General features: G+C 49.9%; 12 protein-coding genes, 1 tRNA gene and 2 pseudogenes. 9 read left to right on the forward strand and 6 right to left on the reverse strand.

Going from position 1 to position 21,844, the window contains the following annotated elements:
- Positions 1 to 159 precede the first annotated feature (159 nt).
- From BFO_RS16545 to rnr, 5 genes and pseudogenes are all read left to right on the forward strand, one after another.
- Positions 160 to 1,581, forward strand: a pseudogene (locus BFO_RS16545) (M4 family metallopeptidase); the annotation flags it as partial.
- A gap of 636 nt (positions 1,582 to 2,217) precedes the next feature.
- A pseudogene (locus BFO_RS16550) lies at positions 2,218 to 2,478 on the forward strand (T9SS type A sorting domain-containing protein); the annotation flags it as partial.
- 706 nt (positions 2,479 to 3,184) lie between these two features.
- Positions 3,185 to 5,770 (forward strand): DNA mismatch repair protein MutS, encoded by a 2,586-nt coding sequence (gene mutS, locus BFO_RS03130; protein WP_394329999.1) that lies wholly within the window; start codon positions 3,185 to 3,187, stop codon positions 5,768 to 5,770.
- Positions 5,771 to 5,826: 56 nt separating this feature from the next.
- Positions 5,827 to 6,756: an SMP-30/gluconolactonase/LRE family protein gene (locus BFO_RS03135; protein WP_041591077.1), complete on the forward strand. Its 930-nt coding sequence runs from the start codon at positions 5,827 to 5,829 to the stop codon at positions 6,754 to 6,756.
- Positions 6,746 to 8,944, forward strand: coding sequence for a ribonuclease R (rnr, locus tag BFO_RS03140; RefSeq protein ID WP_014224146.1), 2,199 nt, complete (start codon positions 6,746 to 6,748; stop codon positions 8,942 to 8,944). Before BFO_RS03135 ends, rnr begins: the two co-directional genes overlap by 11 nt.
- A gap of 84 nt (positions 8,945 to 9,028) precedes the next feature.
- On the opposite strand, the gene BFO_RS03145 is transcribed toward rnr, so the two are convergent.
- From BFO_RS03145 to BFO_RS03165, 5 genes are all read right to left on the reverse strand, one after another.
- Positions 9,029 to 9,622 carry a DUF3109 family protein gene (locus tag BFO_RS03145; RefSeq protein ID WP_014224147.1) on the reverse strand — a complete coding sequence of 198 codons (594 nt, stop codon included), beginning with the start codon at positions 9,620 to 9,622 and terminating at the stop codon, positions 9,029 to 9,031.
- Between the two features lie 101 nt (positions 9,623 to 9,723).
- The gene (gpmI, locus tag BFO_RS03150) at positions 9,724 to 11,256 is read right to left on the reverse strand and encodes a 2,3-bisphosphoglycerate-independent phosphoglycerate mutase (protein ID WP_041591079.1); all 1,533 of its coding nucleotides are present in this window, start codon (positions 11,254 to 11,256) and stop codon (positions 9,724 to 9,726) included.
- A gap of 103 nt (positions 11,257 to 11,359) precedes the next feature.
- Positions 11,360 to 13,744 (reverse strand): hypothetical protein, encoded by a 2,385-nt coding sequence (locus BFO_RS03155; RefSeq protein ID WP_014224149.1) that lies wholly within the window; start codon positions 13,742 to 13,744, stop codon positions 11,360 to 11,362.
- 101 nt (positions 13,745 to 13,845) lie between these two features.
- Positions 13,846 to 16,581: an alpha-L-rhamnosidase gene (locus BFO_RS03160; protein ID WP_041591080.1), complete on the reverse strand. Its 2,736-nt coding sequence runs from the start codon at positions 16,579 to 16,581 to the stop codon at positions 13,846 to 13,848.
- A gap of 58 nt (positions 16,582 to 16,639) precedes the next feature.
- Complete coding sequence (locus tag BFO_RS03165; RefSeq protein WP_014224151.1) at positions 16,640 to 17,146, reverse strand: nitroreductase family protein; 507 nt, start codon at positions 17,144 to 17,146, stop codon at positions 16,640 to 16,642.
- Between the two features lie 401 nt (positions 17,147 to 17,547).
- Between BFO_RS03165 and BFO_RS03170 the strand changes: the two genes are divergently transcribed.
- The 4 genes from BFO_RS03170 to lysA all read left to right on the forward strand — a co-directional run bounded on the left by BFO_RS03170 (position 17,548) and on the right by lysA (position 21,183).
- A tRNA-Met gene (locus tag BFO_RS03170) sits at positions 17,548 to 17,621 on the forward strand.
- A gap of 301 nt (positions 17,622 to 17,922) precedes the next feature.
- Positions 17,923 to 18,621 (forward strand): cell division ATP-binding protein FtsE, encoded by a 699-nt coding sequence (locus BFO_RS03175; protein WP_041591081.1) that lies wholly within the window; start codon positions 17,923 to 17,925, stop codon positions 18,619 to 18,621.
- Positions 18,622 to 18,662: 41 nt separating this feature from the next.
- Positions 18,663 to 19,994, forward strand: coding sequence for an aspartate kinase (locus tag BFO_RS03180; protein ID WP_014224155.1), 1,332 nt, complete (start codon positions 18,663 to 18,665; stop codon positions 19,992 to 19,994).
- A gap of 28 nt (positions 19,995 to 20,022) precedes the next feature.
- Positions 20,023 to 21,183, forward strand: coding sequence for a diaminopimelate decarboxylase (lysA, locus tag BFO_RS03185; protein ID WP_014224156.1), 1,161 nt, complete (start codon positions 20,023 to 20,025; stop codon positions 21,181 to 21,183).
- 181 nt (positions 21,184 to 21,364) lie between these two features.
- Here lysA and BFO_RS03190 read toward each other — a convergent pair whose 3' ends face one another.
- The gene (locus BFO_RS03190) at positions 21,365 to 21,835 is read right to left on the reverse strand and encodes an SPOR domain-containing protein (protein ID WP_041590627.1); all 471 of its coding nucleotides are present in this window, start codon (positions 21,833 to 21,835) and stop codon (positions 21,365 to 21,367) included.
- Positions 21,836 to 21,844: the final 9 nt, after the last annotated feature.

The following is a 21,844-nucleotide window of genomic DNA, read 5'->3' on the forward strand; positions in this document are numbered from 1 at the left end:
ATAAGCGTATGGTTTATTGCTTTGTATACAATTAATGCTCAGATTGTTTTACAAAAACAGACAGAGCGTGACGGAATCGTAACCTCTCTGAGGTTTCGGACAGACACCGTACCTGTTGCCATGAACAAAGCAAAAGAGATACTGAACTCAATAAACAAAATGCAGGCCGCTGATGAATGGCGCTTGGAAAAGTCCAGTGTAGATAAACAAGAGACAAAGCATCAGTATTATCTACAATATTATAAAGGTATCCGGGTTGCCTATGGCACGTATGCTTTGCATGGTAACGACAGAGGGCAATTGGAATCGGCCATCGGTAATTTCCAAAAAATTGACCAAGTAAATACCACCGACCAATTGTCGGAGTCCGAAGCGTTGCAGCACGCGATAAAACATATCGGAGCAGAGCTGTATAAATGGCAAATTCCGGAAGAAGAGCGTTGGATAAAAGAATATTTGAACGATACGTATTATCCCCAAGGAGAGATGGTGATTGTAAAAGATATTCTTCAGGGTAGCAATCAATACCGGTTGGCTTATAAATTCGATATCTATGCCCATAAGCCGTTAAGCCGATATATGGTATATGTGGATGCCATCGACGGGAGAATTTTGGATAAGGATTCGAGGATACACCATACCAACAGTCAGGGAACGGCAACAACCCGATACAGCGGTACCAGAAATATTATCACGGATTCGTTCGGTGGAGGTTTTCGCTTGCGTGAAGTACGGAACGGCGTACGGATTGAAACCTACAATATGAATAATACCGGCACATATTCCCAAACCGATTTTGTTGATAATGATAACAACTGGATTGAACACGACAATGAGAATAGAGACAACGCAGCTCTGGACGCCCATTGGGGAGCCGAAATGACTTACGATTATTTCCGTCAGGTACATGGTAGAAACAGTTACGACAATGGAGGTGCCCCTCTGCTAAGTTATGTTAATGCAAACTTAACTATGATTAGTCCGAGATACACACATAACGATAACGCATTTTGGGATGGAAACAGAATGACATACGGACGAGGAACGAATTTTGATCCATTTACTACGCTTGATTTTTGCGCCCATGAAATTGCTCACGGTGTAACCGGACATACTGCCCGCCTGGCTTATCGGAAAGAATCGGGTGCTATCAACGAGGCATTAAGCGATATTTGGGCAGCTTGTATTGAAGCCCGATCAGCTCCGGAAAAACAACGTTGGTTGATGGGAGAAGATATCGGAGCCATACGTTCAATGAGGAATCCCAACCAATTCAATGATCCCGACACCTATCTGGGTACGTACTGGATTAATACAAACAATTGTACACCTATATCAGAGAATGATTACTGCGGCGTCCATCGTAATAGCGGAGTAATTAACCATTGGTTCTTTTTGCTTTCAGAAGGAGGAACGGGTACCAATGATATCGGAAACTCTTTTTGGGTAGGGGCTATCGGTATGAACAATGCCGCAAGAATTGTGTATCGGACACAAAGCGTGATTTTGCAATCAAGTGTTGAACAAGAAATTAGTTTTGCACAATTTAGAGAGGCCACAATTACTGCCGCTTCCAATATATTTGGGAACAATTCCTACGAAGTTGCACAAGTCACCAATGCTTGGTATGCTGTTGGAGTTGGAGATAGATATCAATATCGTATCTCCGGCCCTTTGTCCGTCTGCGATCAAGCAACCTATACGGTAGAAAATCTGCCGCCGGGAGCAACGGTGCAGTGGAGTGTATCAAATTCAAATATTGCAACTATAAACAGTTCGAGCGGAGTACTTACTTGCGGAGGAAACGGCATATGCGAAGTTCGAGCAACCATTAACAATTCATCTGTTATATTAACTCCACTAAAAATATGTCTTGGCACTCCTATTTCACAAGATATTACATTGACTGTCGAGAGTTTGAATTCTAACGGTACTTTATGTACCGATAATCCCAATGCCATAATGGCCGATCATCCGGGAGGTAATCGTTTTGGATACATACGCGAATATGAATGGAGAATCAGTAACGGTTGGCAAATCACTCATCATCCGGGCGATAATGGTATATATGCTGACAACTTCATTGTTTCAGTTATTCCATTAAGTCCATTGCCCGGAAGTCCGACAGTTTCAGTGCGTGCACGTAGTGAATGTGGTTGGGGAGCATGGAAAGAAGTCCAAATACCGGCGGTTTCCTGTAGTAGAACGATGTGTGCCTTCACCCTCTCCCCCAACCCGGCCACGGACGAAGTGACCTTGCAGCTGACGGAGACGGACGAAGTCAGCGGATTAAGCGTACTCTCGACCGAGAGAATCCCCTACGAAATCCAGCTATGGAGCGGTATGACGATGCTGCGCTCGTTCCGGACGAATGAGCCGACGTTCCAAATCTCGATGGCCGGACTGCCGGCAGGACTGTACTTCGTGCGCGTGGTCAAAGACGGACAGACGTATACACAGAAGTTGATTAAAAAATGAGAAAAGTGAAAAACTAAAAGTGAAAAGTGATGCCCTTCGGGCGTTGAGTTGTTTAATTGTTGGCTGACTGCTGAAAACTGATTGCTAATAAATTAATTCAGGCTTACAGCCCTCAAAAAACAAGGGAGGAAATCAAATTACCCCACCCTTGCGGGATGGGGCTGAAATAAAACGGGCTTACAGCCCTTGTATGCCCTTGGGGCGTTTGAACAATGGTCAATGGTTAATAGTCAATGGTTATGCGTGGTACAGACCAAATCATGTACCCTACATGACAATTAACAACTGACAATTAACAATAATTAGGAGTGTGTTAATTCAGCCCAATGTGTAGCGAAGCGAAGCGTTGGGGAAAAAAGAATACCCACTTCTGCAGAGGGCTGTAAGCCTGATATAAAATGTTGAATTGTTTAATGGTTAAGATGTTTTGCTTAAACAAACGCACGTGCGTTGCGTAACCTTTGCGATCGGATAACCCGATGACCCAAAAGATAAGGACGAACACCGAGGTTCGCCCCTACACGGCATACTGACCGCTGAACAACCATCGGTTAACGCTCATAATCCTTTCACAACAGACAAATAATAAGCCTGCTAACAAAATTAAACATGAAAATTACGGTTTGCCGGCAAAATTTGCGTTATCTTTGTTCAGACAAAATAAACGTAAAAACCGATTGTGTCTAAAATAGTCGAAACCCCATTGATGAAGCAGTACTTCGACATCAAGTCGAAGCACCCCGATGCGATCCTGCTGTTTCGTGTCGGCGACTTCTACGAGATGTACGGCGAAGATGCGGTGGCCGGTGCCGATATCCTCGGCATTGTGCAGACGAAGCGTGCCAACGGTGCGGCACAGTACGTCGAGATGGCCGGTTTTCCGCATCATGCGCTCGACACATACCTGCCCAAACTCGTACGCGCCGGACGCAGGGTGGCCATCTGCGATCAGCTGGAAGATCCGAAGCTGACGAAGAAGCTCGTCAAACGCGGTGTCACAGAGTTAGTCACACCCGGTGTCTCGATCAATGACAACGTCTTAGACCATCGCGAAAATAATTTCCTTGCCGCCGTGCATTTCGGAAAAAGCCTCTGCGGCGTTGCGTTTCTGGATATCTCGACCGGCGAGTTTCTGACGGCCGAGGGTACGCCCGAAACGATCGATAAACTGCTGACCAATTTCGCTCCCAAGGAAGTACTTGTCAAACGTGGCCTTCGCAGCCGCTTCGCCGAGACTTTCGGATCGCGCTACTGCCTCTTTGAGCAGGACGACTGGGTCTTCACTTCCTCCACCGCCGACGAGCGTTTGCTCAAACATTTCGAGACCGTGAGTCTGAAAGGCTTCGGCGTGGCCGATTTGTCGCAGGGTATTGTTGCGGCAGGAGCTATCCTCATTTACCTCGATCAGACGAAACATACGCAGGTTGCGCATATCAGCACGCTGTCGCGCATCGAAGAAGACCGGTATGTGCGGCTCGATAAGTTTACCGTTCACAGCCTCGAGCTGGTGCAGACGATGAACGAAGGCGGCATCTCGCTGCTCGACATCCTCGACCGCACCACTTCGCCCATGGGCGCACGCCTGCTCAGGCGCTGGCTGCTCTTTCCGCTGAAAGACCTCGACGCCATCCGCCGCCGGCAAGATACGGTAGAATATTTCTTCCGTCATCCGGACGACAAAGACGAGCTGTGCCGGTTGCTCGGCGAAATCGGCGACTTGGAGCGGATCATCTCGAAAGTAGCCGTCGGGCGTGTCTCGCCGCGCGAAGTCGTACAGCTGAAAACGGCATTGCAGGCCATCGCTCCGATACGGGAGATCTGCCTGAACGGCAACGAGCCGTCGTTGCAGGCATTCGGCGAGCAGTTAGACCCGTGCGCCGCCATCAGCGAGCGTATCGCGAAAGAAATTTGCAACGACCCACCGGCGCTCGTCAACAAAGGGGGGATCATGGCGCACGGCGTAAGCAGCGAACTGGATGAGTTGCGTCAACTCTCCTACTCCGGCAAAGACTACCTGATGAGGGTGCAGCAGCGTGAAAGCGAGCGTACCGGCATTCCCAGCCTGAAGATCGCGTTCAACAACGTGTTTGGTTATTACATCGAGGTGCGCAACACACATAAAGACAAGGTCCCGCCCGAATGGATCCGCAAGCAGACCTTAGTCAATGCGGAGCGTTATATCACCGAAGAGCTTAAAGAGTACGAAGAAAAGATACTCGGCGCCGAGGAGAAAATCCTCTCACTCGAGATGCAGCTCTTCAATGAGCTCGTGGCCGAACTGACGAACTATATCCGTCCCATTCAGCAGGATGCTCACGTCATCGCACAGCTCGACTGCCTGCTCTCGTTCGCGCAGACGGCGCAGAGCAACCGGTACATACGTCCGGTGGTCGACGATTCGGACGTGATCGACATCAAAGGCGGACGTCACCCCGTCATCGAGCAACAGCTCCCGGCGGGCGAACCGTACGTGGCCAATGACGTGTATTTGGATAAGAAACAGCAGCAAATTCTGATGATCACCGGCCCGAATATGGCTGGTAAATCGGCATTGTTGCGGCAAACGGCGCTGATCACGCTGATGGCGCAGATCGGCAGCTTCGTTTCGGCCGACAGTGTACGGATCGGCCGCGTAGATAAGATTTTTACCCGCGTCGGGGCGTCGGATAATATCTCGGTGGGCGAATCGACGTTTATGGTCGAGATGAACGAGGCGGCCAATATCCTCAACAACCTCTCGCCTCGCAGCCTTGTGCTCTTCGATGAGTTGGGACGCGGCACGAGCACCTACGACGGTATCTCCATCGCATGGGCCATCGTCGAGTATATCCACGAACAGCCTCAGGCGGCTGCACGGACCCTCTTCGCCACGCATTACCACGAGTTAAACGAGATGGAACGCTCGTTCAAACGCATTCGGAATTTCAACGTATCGGTCAAGGAGTCGGGTAAGAAGGTCATCTTCCTGCGCAAGCTGACGCCGGGCGGGAGTGAACATAGCTTCGGGATTCATGTCGCGAAGATGGCCGGCATGCCGAAAAGCATTGTCAAACGCTCGAATGAAATCCTGAAGCAGATGGAGGCGAGTAACGGTCAGAACGGTGCCTCAGCGAAGCCCGTTCGCGGCTTTGCTTCGGGCGGCGAAGGGTATCAGTTGAGCTTCTTCCAACTTGACGATCCGGTGCTCGGTCAGGTGCGTGACGAAATAAAAAATTTAGATGTGAACAATTTAACGCCTTTGGAAGCGTTGAATAAGTTAAGCGAAATCAAACGGATCATTCAGGTGAAATAATGCGTGGCTTCGGAAAGATAGGAATTATTCTGCTGTGTGCCGTCATGCTGACGGGTATGGCGGTATCATGCTCGCAGGTTGAGCATATCAATGCCGAAGTCGTCTATCAGACCGAAGCTCAATTAGGCGAAGGTGCAATCTGGCATCCCGACCGGCAGTCGCTGTTCTGGGTCGATATCGAAAGCAAGACGCTGTATGAGTTTTTGCCGCGGAAGAAGAAATGCCGTTCGTGGAAGTTCGACCGGAAGGTCACCACAGTGGTACCTGAAAATGAAGAGACGATGGTGGTAGCACTTGAGAACGGCATTATCCGTCTGAATCTGAAAAGCAAGGCAAAGGAAGAAATTGCACCGATCGAGACAAGAGGTGGCAGTCTGCGCTGCAACGACGGCAAATGTTCGCCCAACGGATGGCTGTGGGTCGGCACGATGAGCAACGACGGAGAAAAAGGAAAAGCGACCCTGTACTGTGTCCGTCCCGACGGGCGCGTGGATGCGATGGTAAAAGGAGTGAGCATCTCGAACGGTATCGTTTGGTCGAGAAACAGAAAATACATTTACTATAACGATACGCCGACAGGCAAAATCAAACGTTACCGTTACGACGCGCGTTCGGGCGATATCATCGCCAACGGTATCGCAGTCAACATCCCGCAGGGCAGCGGGATGCCCGACGGAATGGCTATCGACCGGAACGATAATCTCTGGGTGGCGCAATGGGGAGGCTTCGGCGTTTATTGCTACAATGCCTACACCGGCGAATTGATCACCAAAGTGGATGTTCCTGCACCCAACGTGACCTCCTGTACATTTGGCGGTCGGAACATGGACACGCTTTACATTACCACAGCCCGCGAAGGGTTGACCGACGAAGAATTGGCCGCCTATCCTCTGAGCGGCTGCATATTTGCCTGCAAACCGGGGGCTGTCGGTTTGCCTCCGAACTATTTTGGGCAGGAATTAAAGAAGGAAAACAATGAAGATTAAAAAAAAGAAAGACCTGACGGCCACAAAGCCGAATCGAAAAAACGACAAAAAACAGCAGAAAGCTTCGCACATCAAGCGAATGAAGAAAGAAGCCATTGTACAGGCCGTCCTGAACACCTTTCAACTGAATCCGAAGGCGATTTACAACTATAAACAACTCAGTAAATCCATCGGCATCGAAGCACAGGTGCAGAAGCTTTACGTTGCCGATCTGCTCTATGACCTGACGTACGACGGTATTTTGGCCGAGGTAGAGCCGGGACGTTTCCGCCTCAACAGCCTCGGTACGGTAGCCGTAGGCATCTTCCAGCGACGGAGCAACGGCCGCAACGCGTTCCTGCCCGAAGACGGGGGCGAACCGATCCGCGTAGCCGAACGTAACTCGCACCATGCGATGGACGGCGACAAGGTGCGTGTGCAGCTTTTTGCACGTCGCAGAGGAGCCGAACCGGAAGCCGAAGTGATGGAGGTGCTCGAGAATAAGAAACGTACGTTCGTCGGACGATTGCAGATTGCCAAGGACTATGCGTTCTTAGTGACGGAAGACAAGACTTTGTCGAACGATATCTTTATCCCGCGTGAACATTTGCACGGCGGACGGAACAACGACAAGGCTTTGGTACGCATCATCGAGTGGCCCGAAGGTGCCAAGAATCCGTTGGGCGAAGTCATCGATATTCTCGGCAAAGCCGGCGATAACAATACGGAGATGCACGCCATTCTGGCCGAGTTCGGCCTGCCCTACACGTATCCGGAAAAGGTGGAAGAAGCGGCCAACCGCATTCCGACCGAGATCACCGACGAGGACCGTGCCGGGCGCGAAGATTTTCGCGGCGTTGTTACCTTCACCATCGATCCGAAAGATGCGAAGGACTTTGATGATGCGCTGTCGTTGCGCAAGCTGGAGAACGGCCTTTGGGAAGTCGGCGTACATATTGCCGACGTGACGCACTATGTAAAACCCGGCAGTATCATCGACAAAGAGGCTTACGAACGTGCAACGTCCGTTTATCTTGTCGACCGCACGATTCCCATGCTCCCCGAATCGCTTTGCAACAACCTTTGCTCGCTTCGTCCGAATGAGGAGAAACTGACTTTTTCGGTCATCTTCGAGATGAACGATGAGGCCGAGATTCTGGCTTCGCGCATCGGACGTACGATCATCGAAAGCGATCGCCGCTTTACGTATGAGGAGGCACAGAACGTGATCGAAACGGGTCAGGGCGATTACAAAGACGAGGTCCTGACGCTCCATCATCTTGCGCAACAGTTGCGAAATATCCGTTTTGCAAGCGGCTCGATCGACTTCGACCGATACGAAGTGAAGTTCGAGATCGATGAAAAAGGAAAGCCGCTCAACGTTTACTTTAAAGAGTCGAAGGAGGCGAACAAACTCATTGAGGAGTTTATGTTGATTGCAAACCGTGCCGTGGCCGAATCGATGGGTAAACAACCCAAAGGGAAGACCAAGAAGACGTTTGTCTACCGTGTTCACGAACAGCCTGATCCGGAGAAGATGAAGAATTTTGCAGGGTTTATCCGTCGCTTCGGCTATAAATTGAAAACGGACGGGAGCAAGAGCGAATTGACGAAAGGCATCAATAACCTGCTCGATAAAGCGCAAGGGAAGCCCGAAGAGAATCTGATCGAGACGCTGGCTATCCGCTCCATGCAAAAAGCCCGTTACTCGACCGAAAATATCGGTCATTATGGGTTGGCGTTCCCATATTATTCGCATTTCACCTCGCCCATCCGGCGATATCCGGATATGATGGCACACCGTCTGTTAGAACGCTATGCTACGGGCGGGAGAAGTGTGGAAAAAGACCGCTACGAGGAGTATTGCGACCATTGCTCGCAGATGGAACAGATTGCGGCCAACGCCGAGCGTGCATCCGTCAAATACAAACAGGTAGAGTTTATGAGCGATAAGATCGGCCGGGTCTACGACGGTGTCATCTCGGGCGTGACGGAATGGGGGCTGTATGTTGAACTGAACGAAAACAAATGCGAAGGGTTAGTGCCCATCCGCGACTTAGACGACGATTTCTATACGTTCGACGAAGAAAACTATGCGCTCGTAGGCCGGAGGCGCAAACGCACATATCGTCTCGGTGACCCGCTGACTGTGAAAATTGCACAGGCCAACCTTGAACGCAAACAGCTTGATTTCGTCATAGCGGAGTAAAGAGAGCGTTGTCCGGTCCTTTCCTCCTATAAGAAGCGATTGCTTACGCACGGATGATTGCCGATCGCATGAAAAAGGGGGTTTTTACTCGGTGGAGGGGAAATATCCTTTCCGGCCGAGTTCTTTGGCGCAGGCGTCAAGCGCTTCGTACCATTCGCTTCCGAAACAGCGGATCAGCGGTTCACGGAGGAAACGATATACGGGCATACGCTTGTATTTGCCCAGCACTTCGGCTACACGACAGATTTTCCAGCGATGGTAGTTGACGGCACGGAAATGTTTGTGCTGTGTGATACGTACGGGGTAGAGGTGGCAAGAGATTGGCTTCATAAAACCTATACGTCCTTCGCGATACGCTTTTTCGATGGCGCATTTGCACGTGCCGTCGGCGTCGTAATACGTGAAGACACAATCCTTGCCGTCGACGATCGATGTGACCATGTCGCTGTCCGCATCGATATAGGCGACTCCCTGGCGGTTGATGACTTCCTGCGCCTCCGGTGAGAGATCGTCCCATACTTCAGGCAGAATCTGGCGGAGGATGTCAAACTCCTCCTTTTCGATCGGTGCCCCTGCGTCGCCTTCGATGCAACATTCGCCTTTGCATTTGGCAAGGTCGCAGAAGAATTGGCGTTCAATCAAGTCGAGGCTGACTAATGTATCGTCGATTTGTATCATCGGAGATTCGATAAAGGGTATGTTCACAAGCAGGTCTTCCGGCCGGCTCTATGTACACACCCTTTTCTGTTTTTGTGTTGAGGATCGTTTACGGGGGCACGTTAATCCTGAATCAGGTTTTTACCCGTCATCTCTTTCGGCTGTTCCAATCCCATGATATGAAGCAGTGACGGAGCCACGTCGGCCAAGATACCGTCAGCCACCTTGACCGTCTTGTTCTCGGTCACATAGACGAACGGCACGGGGTTGAGTGAGTGTGCCGTATTGGGCGTGCCGTCTTCATTCAACGCATGATCGGCATTTCCGTGGTCGGCAATCACAATCACTTCATAACCGGCTGCTTTTGCCGCTTCGATCGTGTCTTTCAGGCAGGCGTCAACGGCTACGACGGCTTTTTCAATCGCCTCGTACACGCCCGTATGCCCGACCATATCGCCATTGGCATAGTTGCAGACGATGAAATCGTACCGGTTGGTACGGATGGCTTCTACGAGTTTGTCTGTGATTTCGTAAGCGCTCATCTCCGGTTTCAGATCATATGTAGCCACCTTGGGCGACGGTACGAGAATCCGGTCTTCGCCTTCGAACGGCTTCTCACGGCCTCCGTTGAAGAAGAACGTCACATGCGCGTATTTCTCCGTTTCGGCTATATGCAATTGTTTCAATGATTTGGACGATACATATTCACCCATCGTATTTTCCACATTATCCTTATCGAAAAGCACGTGCATATTCTTAAATGTTGCATCGTAAGGTGTCATGCAGAAATATTGCAAGTTCGGAATTATTTTCATTCCCTGTTCGGGCATATCCTGCTGTGTCAGCACAATGGTCAGTTCCTTGGCACGGTCGTTACGGAAATTAAAGAAGATGACCACATCGCCTTCTTTGATGCGTCCGTCGACGGCGCTGTTGACGAGCGGCTCCATAAATTCATCCGTATTTTTATGCGTTTCCGAATCCGAGTCGTAGCAGTCCTGTACGGCCTGCACCATATCCGTCACCGGTTTGCCTTTGCCTTCCACCAGCAAGTCGTATGCTATTTTGATGCGATCCCAACGCTTGTCACGGTCCATGGCATAATAACGTCCGATGATGCCGGCCACCGTGCCCGTTTTCTTCGCACAATACTCGGTCAGTTGTTCGATAAATCCTTTGCCGCTTTTCGGGTCGGTGTCGCGCCCATCCATAAAGCAATGCACGAATGTGTTTTGAAGCCCGTACGTATGGGCAATGTCAAGCAACTTATAGAGATGGTCGAGCGAACTGTGTACACCGCCGTCCGAGGTCAATCCGAGCAGGTGAAGATTTTTACCCGTCGTACGCGCATATTCGTAGGCGCGGATGATTTCCGGATTTTTCAGGATGCTGTTATCGCGGCAAGCCTTGTTGATCTTCACGAGGTCTTGATACACTACGCGTCCGGCACCGATATTGAGGTGTCCCACTTCGGAGTTTCCCATCTGGCCGTCGGGCAACCCCACATTTTCGCCCGAAGCTTGAAGCTGCGAATTCGGATACGTTTCCAACAGGTAATCCCAATATGGCGTAGGAGTACATGAAATTACATCGTCTTTCTTCTTGTCGCCGATTCCCCAGCCGTCACAAATGATTAATATCGCTTTTTTATTCATTGTTTTTTTGAATTTGATTTGTTTTTTTGTCTCTATCATTCAGTCGACAAAGGTACGATTTTTTTTAAACATCACGGCTTCGCATCGTGTTTATCTGCCCGAATCAATGCAGCTTCAAGATAGCATAGTCGTCAAAGTATTTGCAGTATGTACAGGCATCTTTATAGAAGGCCGTTTCTTTATACTGCACAAGCTGATTGAAATAATTTACCGTTTCGACAGGTAAATCTTTTACGCCCGCGAAATAATCCTGTTTTTTATAAGAACGTTCGAGTTCGTTCTTGGCCAGTGCAAAAAGGATCTGCGCTTTCAGTTCGTCGTCTTTCACCTGCCGGAGCGCCTTTTGCAGGTACTGTCCGGCCAGGTCGGTCGTATTGCGGTAATACGCATCGCCGTAAATCACATAAAAGGTCTGTTCGGGATTGTCCATATAGCTATTTCCGGCTTTCTCTTCGTTATAATCCGAATATTTCTCCGAGAAATAGCTGTTATCGGTATCGAAGCGCAGGTAGTGGCGAAAATACCCTGTTGTCGTAACGTTATAGAAGAAGTTTCCGATCAAAAAATTGGCTTTGGCCGCTTCGTTATCGTTCTTTTCACCGGCTTTCCGTAGCTTCAGCAATGCATCGGTCACATCTTTTTCGCTCATCCGTTCTTTGATGAAGGGGAAGTCTGCCAGATAATCACTGCGCATCACGTCTTTCTCGACGCCGCTGTACCACTCCCGGATATTATATCCGAAGATACGTGCGGAGACGTGTATTCGGGCTTGCTTCTCGGCCTGGAAATATCGATGGGCAGCTTCAAGGTTACCCTCCCTCAGAAAAAAGGTTCCGTAGAGGAGGTTGAACGAATCGTCCCGAAGGTTTTCATCGAGCCACGTCTCCAATTCGTTTTTATTCTTCTTGCTGTGAAATGCGGAAAGCTCGTCGAGCAGCGGTTTCTGGAGGTTGTTTCGCACCGATGTGAGCGTATTGCCGATCAGGAAAGCCTTGGCATATTCCTTTTGCAGATAGTAACGGTTGGCAAGGATATTGAGGAACGTCCGGTTCGACGGATTGTTGCGGTCGAGCCACTGCGCGTATTGAGCATGAAGAGTGCGTTCAGTCTCCGGGCTGATCTGCGTCTGTTCGGCAATGTAAAGATGGGCCGCGACGATGTCTTTCTGACGTGCGTAAGTCGCATCGGCAGCCGTCACCTGTGCGAGGTGTTTGCGGGCTTGTGCAAAATCTTTACGCAGGAAGCAGAGATAGGCCGTCGTCAAATTCCAAAAGTCTTTTTCGTGTGCCAAACGGACTATCCCGGAAGACATCTTGTACGACGCTTCCAGAAAATTTGCGCTTTCTTTTTCTGAGAGTAAGGGATATCGTTTGTCAGCCGTTTTCAACGAATAGGAATACCGGTCGGCCAGCACCTCCCGTTCGATGGCGTTGACGGCGCGTACCATCAGCACTTTCGCCTCGATAGCATCGGGATCGGATGCGACGATCTTTTCCAATTCATTCAGGGGGTTATTGAAAGCCTTGTATCCGAGCATAAAGTAAAGTGACCTGCGTTCCGCGTCCGTCTGAACGGACGACAACAGACGCTCCGTGTCCCAATCGGTTTGCGATCTTTCGTTATAGTCATTGTTATGAATCAGAAAGACGGAGGCATAGGCCGATTCTTTCAGGTCGGCAGAATACGTAAATACTTTGATAAACTCGGAAATAGCTTCTTGTGCCCGCCCAAGTCCGTAGAGTGCGCCGGCCTTCTGACTGAGTGCGTAGTAATATATTTCAGGCTTATAATCGAGTGTTTCGACGTATTTGTCGAACAACGTTAGGGCATCATCATATTTCCGATTGTAATGTGCGAACCGCACGAGCTGATAGCCGTAGCGCAGTTTCAATTCCTTATCCGTTTCGGCATTCCAACTGCGGATCAGAACGTTGACCACTTTCCGCTCATCTAATTCGGATACCTCTTTGAGGTCGCTGTATTCGGAATAGTAGTTCCAGCTTTCAGACTGGCGGATGATATGCATATAAGGCTCTAAGTATTTGGCATAAGCCAGATAGAGCAATGCTTGCTTATGGCGCTGCATGAAGTCGGGAGTGAGGAAGGCCAGCTTCGGATCAGTCGTTTGGCCGCCTTTCGTCAGCGCCTGTATATCGGTGCGGGTAGTTTTCATTACTAAGCAATACGCCTGATCATAGTCCAGTCCGAGGTATTTCTGCCATTCCTCGATATTGGCATTGCGCACCTTCCATTGCGGATCGACGCTTTCGTAGAAAGGACTGTCGTAGCTTAGCAGGAAAGAAGCATAACGTGGGTCTTTGATCAATTCCTGCGAAAAGACGTTGCAATATTCCGCATCGGGCGCATAATCGCCAATACATCCGAGGGTTTGCTGCACAAATCCCCCTAACAGGAGGGCCATCACACCTGCCCTGAGGGCATGGAAACCGGTGCGCAACGATCGACTTTTTTTATTTTTTGAATGCATATCTTTTTGTTTTTATGAGGATTTGTCGATTGTTTTTTCCAATCGTACGACAAAGATACGATTATTTTAGGTGAGTTCTAAAAAATTAAAGTAGTCACAAGTTATTTTCCGAAATGATAATGTCCGGAACCGATTTCGACTTCCGTATAGTCCTCACCCTCCGTGATGGCGTGAATACCGGCCACCTTAGCGACAGTCACTCCAAAAGCCTTCGGTATACGGACGACGGCACTTGTATTGCCGGGGATGGTAATATCCCATTCGAAGCGTCCGTCCTTCCGGCTCCAAGCGCTTCTGATTTCGCCGTAAACGGATTTGTACGAAGCATCGATTTCATCCAAGCCGTCGGGGAATACCGGAGCCATCCACAGCTTCTTGTACCCGACCGTGCCCGGGTAACATCGGATGCCTGCCAGATCTTCGTAATACCAGATGATCAAATCGCCCAACAGCATGACATGGTTGCCCGAATTCATGGCGGGGTTCGCCGTATTTCCGTTCCAAAGTTCCCAGATGGTGGTAGCGCCGTTCCGAATCATATACCCGAAGCTCGGATAGTCGGTATTCGTCAGAATCCGGTATGCGAGGTCAGTCCGGCCGTTTTCAGATAGGCCGCGCATCAGATGCTGCATGCCGAGCACGCCGCAGCTCACATGACTGTCGAACTCCTTCTCCGTCTTATCTACAATGTTTTGGAATACCTTCCGCTCATAGCCTTTCGGCACGAGCCCCAAACGGAGCGAGAGGATATTGGCCGTCACCGTATTATTGTCGTATTGCGCGGTGGCCGGGTCGAAGAACTTGGCATTGTAAGCCTCTTTCATCTTAGCTGAGAGCTCTTTGTAATGAGGTATATCGGTGTCCTGTCCACAGATATTAGCAAACTCGGTCATCAAACGGAGTAAATCGTAATAGAGCGCAGTACTCATCAAACTGCCGTTTGTAATCCGTGACGGATCGACCGAATGAATCAACTCGGGCGATTCGGGCGGCATGCACCAGTCGCCGTACGTATCTTTGGTGATGATATTATCCTTCATTGCGGTCGATTCCATGTGCCGCATCCATTTCTTCATTGCCGGATAGTGCAGACGAATGGCCTGATCGTCGCCGTACTGATGATACAGCATATCGGCGACGGTGAAAAATGCCGCAGGCCAAGTGACATCATCGTTATAAATGGTCCAGTAGCTCGGCGATACCACCGAGATGCTGCCTTCCGGGCTCATGGCATCTTCTATGTCCTGCAACCACTTGTTATACATGCGCGAGTTATCCAGGAAATAAGCTTCTCCGTACGTGCCGGTCACCCGGTCTCCCATCCAGCCTAAGCGTTCATCGCGCTGCGGGCAGTCCGTGGGCATACCGCGATAGTTGTCGCGAACTCCCCAGTACGCATTCTTAAATATCTGAGTGACCAATTTGTCGGAGGTCTCGAAGGTACCGGTAGTCTCCATCTTATCGTAGATGCAATCTCCGGTAAAATCCGCCGGATCGGGCTGATAGTCGAGCCCGGAAACTTCTACGAACCGGAAACCGTGATAGACGAACGAAGGATGCCAATGGAACCTGCCGTCGGCCGCAGGGATGTAAATATCTTCCGCACGGGCGGTACGAAGGTTGGCTACATACAGTGTGCTGTCCGGGTTCAACGTTTCGGCAAAACGAAGATGAACAGGTTGATCCTTCTTTCCGTTCAGATCGATCGATAGCCACCCCACCATGTTCTGCCCCATATCGAGTATATAGTTCCCCTCGTGATTCCGGAAGACGGCGACGGGTTTCAACCGATCCTGAATCTGCAAATTCGGATTCTGCTGTGCCGTCAACTTCCCTGCAGGGCTTTCCATCCGGTCGGCTTGCTGCCAAGCGGAGTCATCATAGCCGTTCCTGTTCCAATCGGGCATCTCGAGACGGGCATCGTATTCCTCGCCGTCGAACTCATTATTGGCGATGATAGGCCCTTTTGAGGTGACTTTCCACGAAGTGTCGCTGACGACCCGGGAAGTCGTCCCGTCGATATACTCGATTTCCAATTGAGCGAACAATCTCGGCAAACCGAACATCGTATGTCCGGGATTACGGAGATTAAAGAAGCGGCCGGCACCTAAAACCACGCCGATGGTATTTTTGCCCGCGGCGATCATACCGGTCACATCGTAGGTGTTGAAGTAAACTCGTTTGTCATACTGAGAAACCATAGGAGCGAAAATATCTTCGCTGACTTTTTCTCCGTTCAGATAAGTCTCGGACGAACCGAGTCCGGATACGTATAACATCGCCCTTTCCACATCTTTTTTATCCGAATCGAACTCTTTTCTTAAGTATCGAGCTGCGATTCTGGTTTTGTTATTCTCTTTTGTGCCGAAATTTTCGCCTGTATTCGACAACGTATCTTCACCGATCCAGAGGGCTTTCAAAGAAGCCGGATCGGGAGCCATCGACCAGCGTTCGATTTCCGTCCAGCCTGTCGCTCCTTGGTTCGTGCCGATCTTAACACGCCAGTAGTAATACTTTCCGGGCTCCAGAGCCTTCCCACCGTAAGACACCCAGATAGAAGCATCCGAAGTTACGACACCGGAATCCCACAGCAAGTTCTTGCCTGCCTTCAGTTCTTCCGGATCTGCTGCCACCTGAATCTGATAAGTCGTCTGCACCAAGTCGGGAGCGCTCGAAGCAATCTGCCACGAAAAACGCGGCTGCGTCACGTTAACGCCGAGCGGTTTTACCATTTGCTCGAGCTTTAAGTTAGATACTTGTATTTGCTGACTTTGCGAACAACCGGCAAAGACCAACGATATCATGCCAATAACTACTGAAAATAAATCTTTTCTCATAAGATAAATGAATTTGATGATCAATCTGCTTTAAAGATATTTTTGAAAGGGATCGTATTCAAAAAAGAATCTCATGCATCTCTTTTCTGTTTTTCTCCCGATAAGGATCCGTTCCATATCCGATCGGTATCAAGACCACCGGTTCCCAATCTTGGGGGAGATTAAACGATTTTTTGCAAAGCGCCGTATCGAAATTGCAAACCCAACAAGTCCCCAAGCCTTGCTCTGCGGCTGCCAGACACAGATGTTCCACTGCAATGGCGATATCCACATCGCCATGATCCTTATTGTCGAAATTCTTCCGACGCCAGGAAAGCGTATGGTCGACACAGGCCAAAATCACGCACGGCGCCGTGCGAATCCAATCGCGATCGTAACAGGCGTAGACTTTCTCCAGTTCGTCTTTCTCCGTAATGATATGAAAACGCCACGACTGGTAATTCACAGCCGAAGGTGCCATTCGGGCACATTCCATCACATAATCCAACTTCGTTTTTTCAAGCTGCCGGGTCGGCTCGTATTTCCGCACGGAAAAACGAGCCTTTGTCAATGCCAAAAAATTCATAATCATTATTTTTAATCTACGGCAAAGGTAAGAGAAATTCGTATAAAAACCAAAAAAATCAATAAATAATATAAGTGGGCAGGCATTAATACTCTATTGTAAGTAATTGATAATTTTTTTGTGATGATATTCAGATATATACACATTATAAAATTACCATTTTGCATTGAATGCAGCAATCTTCGATCGGCAGAAAGAAAAAACACACCATGATGCAACAAATTTCATCAAAAAGAAGGATTTTCTGATTAATGAATGCCTTGCTCGGAGTTCAGCCCTTTTTGTTCCTTGGCTTTTGCAATAAAACTCAAAGAGGGAAAAAAATCAATCCCCGAAAAAAAACACCGTTCGATTGCGGATAATCGTTTTTTTACTATCTTTGCACCGTTTTTTCACAAAAAGGCGAGATAGCTCAGCTGGTTAGAGCGCATGATTCATAATCATGAGGTCCCCGGTTCAATCCCGGGTCTCGCTACTTTCGCAATCATGCAGTTCGGCATGTCGAATTTTCATTTCACTCAATTTTATATTCTTTCGCTATAAAAGCATCTACTTTACGAAAAAAACGCAATAATATAGGGCATGGATTTTTCGGCCGACTCTCTCGAGGAGGAAGTAAGAACGTTGCATCAATCTTTCGGCCGAAAGATTTCGTTTTCTGGGAGTTTTTATTACTTTTGCCGACTGACAACAAATCGGATAAGAGAAATTTCATTATTACGAAATAGAACGCATGGAGTACAGTGGCGGCCGATACGGAAAAAGAGGCAAGGAATATGGAAGATAAAGCATTAGTCTACTTGGAGGACGTGACGTTGTGCATGGAAGAGAATATCGTCTTGCGCAACGTATCGTTGACGCTACACAACGGTGAATTTGTTTATGTCATCGGTAAAGTCGGTTCGGGGAAGAGCAGTCTGCTGAAGGCTTTGTACAGCGAGATTCGCGTCTCGGAAGGTGAAGCGACAGTCATGGGGTACGACATGTGCAACATGCGACGGCGCGACATCCCTTATTTGCGTCGCAAGCTAGGCATTGTCTTTCAGGATTTTCAGTTACTGACCGATCGCTCGGTGTTCAAGAATCTGGAGTTCGTGTTAAAAGTTACGGGCTGGCGCAGAAAAGAAGAAATTGCCAAACGTATTCAGGAGGTCTTGGAGCAGGTCGGCATTCCGAACAAAGGATACAAGATGCCTCATGAGTTATCGGGAGGAGAGCAGCAACGCGTAGCGATTGCCCGGGCATTGCTGAATACGCCGGAGATTATTCTGGCCGACGAACCAACGGGCAACCTCGACCCCGAAACGAGCGGACAGATCGTACAGCTCCTACACGACATCTGTAAGCGGGGCACAGCGGTGATTATGACGACCCATAATTACAACCTCGTGGAGCGTTTCCCTGCGCGGGTCGTCAAATGTGAGCAAGCAAAGTTGCACGACGTTGCAAGTCCGCAAGAGCACCATCATTCATAAATGAATTATATCAACAATAACAGCAAAAAAACACGACGCAAATGAACGTTTTAAAATTCGGCGGCACCTCCGTCGGTTCGGCGCAACGGATCAAGGACGTTGCCCGATTAATTTGTGACGAGACTCCCAAGATCGTCGTTCTGTCGGCCATGTCGGGTACGACCGATTCGCTGGTCGAGATCGCGGATTATCTCTATAAAAAGAACCCCGACGGTGCCAACGAAGTCATCAATACCCTTTCGCTCAAATATGCCGCAGTCATCGACGAACTGTATCGTACCGAGCCCTACAGGCAGCGGGCGAAAGCGCTTGTAGCATTGCGTTTCGACGAGATTCGCTCGTTGATCAAAGACCTATTTACCATGTTTGAGGAGAAGGTGATTCTAGCCCAGGGCGAGTTAATGTCGACCGGAATGATGAACCTTTACCTTGAAGAGCAGGGTGTCAAATCCATCTTACTTCCGGCGCTCGATTACATGCGTACGGATAAGAACGCAGACCCCGACCCAATTTATATCCGTGAGAAACTGAACGGCTTGCTGGAACAATCTCCCGACGTAAACTTGTTTATTACGCAGGGATACATCTGCCGCAATGCCTATGGTGAGATTGACAACCTGCAACGGGGCGGCAGCGATTACACTGCGTCGCTTGTGGGGGCAGCTATTCATGCCGATGAGATTCAGATATGGACGGATATCGACGGGATGCATAACAACGACCCGCGCATGGTGGAACATACGGCGCCCGTACATCAGTTACACTTTGACGAGGCGGCCGAATTGGCGTACTTCGGCGCCAAGATTCTGCATCCTACATGTATTTTGCCGGCCAAGCAGAATAACATTCCCGTACGACTGCTCAACACGATGCAGCCCGACGCACCGGGTACGACGATCTCGAACGTGACGGAGAAAGGCAAAATCAAGGCCGTCGCCGCCAAAGACCATATCACCGCCATCAAGATCAAAAGCGGTCGGATGCTGCTGGCCACCGGTTTCATGCGTAAAGTGTTCGAGACGTTCGAGAATCACCGCACGCCCATCGACGTGGTAACGACCTCGGAGGTCGGGGTGTCCGTAACGATCGACAGTACGAAACATCTGGAAGAGATCGTAGACGATCTGAAAAAGTATGGTACCGTAACGGTCGATCGAGACCTTGTCATCGTTTGTGTAGTCGGCGATCTGGAGTGGGACAATGTCGGGTTCGAGGCGCGGATCATCCATGCCCTCAAGGATATCCCCATCCGGATGATTTCGTATGGCGGAAGCAACTATAACGTCTCGCTGATCATCAAGGCCTCGGACAAGCAACGGGCGTTGCAGGCGCTGAGCGATCAACTGTTCAACGAAAACGCATCGGAGGCGTGATTTCCCGGCAGAGGAGGAGAGGCGTAGCATGATCAAAGGAGTTTTCCCGGTAGAGCAGTTCCGGCAGCAGGACACACCGTTTTATTATTACGATATGGCTTTGCTCCGGAAGACGCTCGACGCGCTGACGGCAGAGATCGAGAAGTACGGATATCATCAGCATTATGCCGTCAAGGCCAATGCCAACCCGCACATCTTGTCGGCTATCGCGGCGCGCGGGTTCGGTGCCGACTGCGTGAGCGGCGGAGAGATCGAAGCGGCGCTGGCGTGCGGCTTCCCGGCGTCGAAAATTGTCTTTGCCGGTGTGGGAAAGGCCGACTGGGAGATCCGGCTGGGGCTGGAACACGACATCGCATGCTTCAACGTCGAATCGTTGGCCGAACTGAGGGTCATCGACGGGCTGGCGGCCGAACGGAAGCAGACGGCGAGGGTGGCCTTGCGGGTCAATCCCGATATCGACGCCCATACGCATGCCAAAATCACAACCGGTTTGCAGGAGAACAAGTTCGGCATCAACCTGAGCCTGCTGCCCCGTGTCTTCGCCGGGATGCGCGGCATGAAACATGTTCGTTTCACAGGGCTGCATTTTCATATCGGTTCGCAGATCACGGACATGTCGGCGTTTCGCGACATGTGCATCCGCAGTAACGATTTGCAAGACGAGCTGGAAGCGCAGGGTATTGCCGTCGGCAATGTGAACTTCGGCGGCGGTCTCGGTATCGACTATCATCATCCGAATCATCTCGATGTGCCCGATTTTGAAAGTTATTTCGCGGTGTTTCACAAACTCGTTCGCCATCGTCCCGGACAACAGATTCATTTCGAGCTGGGGCGGTCGGTTGTCGGACAGTGCGGCTCGCTGATTTCGAGGGTGTTGTATGTGAAAGAAGGTGAGACGAAGAAGTTTGCCGTACTGGATGCCGGTTTCACCGAGTTGCTTCGACCGGCTTTTTACGATGCATACCATCGTATCGAGAATATCACGAGCAACGGGGAGACGGACCGTTACGATGTAGTCGGTCCGGTTTGCGAATCGTCCGATGTGTTCGGCAAAGAGGTTGAATTGAACGAAGTGCATCGTAACGACCTGATCGCGTTCCGTTCGGCGGGAGCATACGGCGAAGTGATGGCTATGCGGTATAATTGCCGGCCCTTGCCGAAAGCCTTTTTCTCCGACCGTTTGCCTTGAGGATACACGTCGGGGTGAAGTGTTCGGAAAGTTCCGAACCGTTTTCCGTGTACTTTTTCGCCGTTTCATCCGTCAGGCTGATTGTTCGATCGCACAGGCAACGGGGGGATACAAAAGAAAGGATGCCCTTCACCATACGGAAGAAGCATCCTTTACTACATTATTCAAAGGGGGTGATCGATCAATAGGTGCGTTCCAGCAGCCACGCGTCTTGAAAGTTGGGGAAGAACTTCGCCCGTATGGCGTCGCGGCTCTTCTCCGCTTCCTTGCGTGTCTCGTGGCTGGTCAGAATGACCCGCAGCATGCCCTGTTCGTTTTCGCCCAAAACCGGCATATATCCTTCGTTTTGCATCCGCTCTTTCAACGAGTAAGCATTCGTCTTATTCTTGAAGCTGCCGATTACGACGCTGTAGAGTTTGATTCCTTCGGGATTCTCGCCGGATATCGGAGTAATCTTCTCCTGACGGGTAGCCGTCGAGGTTTTTGCTTTCGTCACCGGTGTAATCTGCTCTTCGACCGGCTCCGAGTTCGTCATCTCACGCTCTTTAGCCTGCTCGTAAGCAGCTTTGTATGCGCTTTGTTTCGATTTGCAGGAGACACAACACATCGTCACCACGCAAAGAACCATGCTTAACAATCCTAACTTTTTCATATCGGTTTA

This window comes from Tannerella forsythia 92A2, from assembly GCF_000238215.1.
Lineage (GTDB): Bacteria > Bacteroidota > Bacteroidia > Bacteroidales > Tannerellaceae > Tannerella > Tannerella forsythia.

Bases quoted from the DNA above. Each gene is read 5' to 3' on its own strand.
- mutS (WP_394329999.1), top strand. From the start codon at position 3,185: ATGAAGCAGTACTTCGACATCAAGTCGAAGCACCCCGATGCGATCCTG.
- BFO_RS03135 (WP_041591077.1), top strand. From the start codon at position 5,827: ATGGCGGTATCATGCTCGCAGGTTGAGCATATCAATGCCGAAGTCGTC.
- rnr (WP_014224146.1), top strand. From the start codon at position 6,746: ATGAAGATTAAAAAAAAGAAAGACCTGACGGCCACAAAGCCGAATCGA.
- BFO_RS03145 (WP_014224147.1), bottom strand. From the start codon at position 9,622: ATGATACAAATCGACGATACATTAGTCAGCCTCGACTTGATTGAACGC.
- gpmI (WP_041591079.1), bottom strand. From the start codon at position 11,256: ATGAATAAAAAAGCGATATTAATCATTTGTGACGGCTGGGGAATCGGC.
- BFO_RS03155 (WP_014224149.1), bottom strand. From the start codon at position 13,744: ATGCATTCAAAAAATAAAAAAAGTCGATCGTTGCGCACCGGTTTCCAT.
- BFO_RS03160 (WP_041591080.1), bottom strand. From the start codon at position 16,581: ATGAGAAAAGATTTATTTTCAGTAGTTATTGGCATGATATCGTTGGTC.
- BFO_RS03165 (WP_014224151.1), bottom strand. From the start codon at position 17,146: ATGAATTTTTTGGCATTGACAAAGGCTCGTTTTTCCGTGCGGAAATAC.
- BFO_RS03175 (WP_041591081.1), top strand. From the start codon at position 17,923: ATGGAAGATAAAGCATTAGTCTACTTGGAGGACGTGACGTTGTGCATG.
- BFO_RS03180 (WP_014224155.1), top strand. From the start codon at position 18,663: ATGAACGTTTTAAAATTCGGCGGCACCTCCGTCGGTTCGGCGCAACGG.
- lysA (WP_014224156.1), top strand. From the start codon at position 20,023: ATGATCAAAGGAGTTTTCCCGGTAGAGCAGTTCCGGCAGCAGGACACA.
- BFO_RS03190 (WP_041590627.1), bottom strand. From the start codon at position 21,835: ATGAAAAAGTTAGGATTGTTAAGCATGGTTCTTTGCGTGGTGACGATG.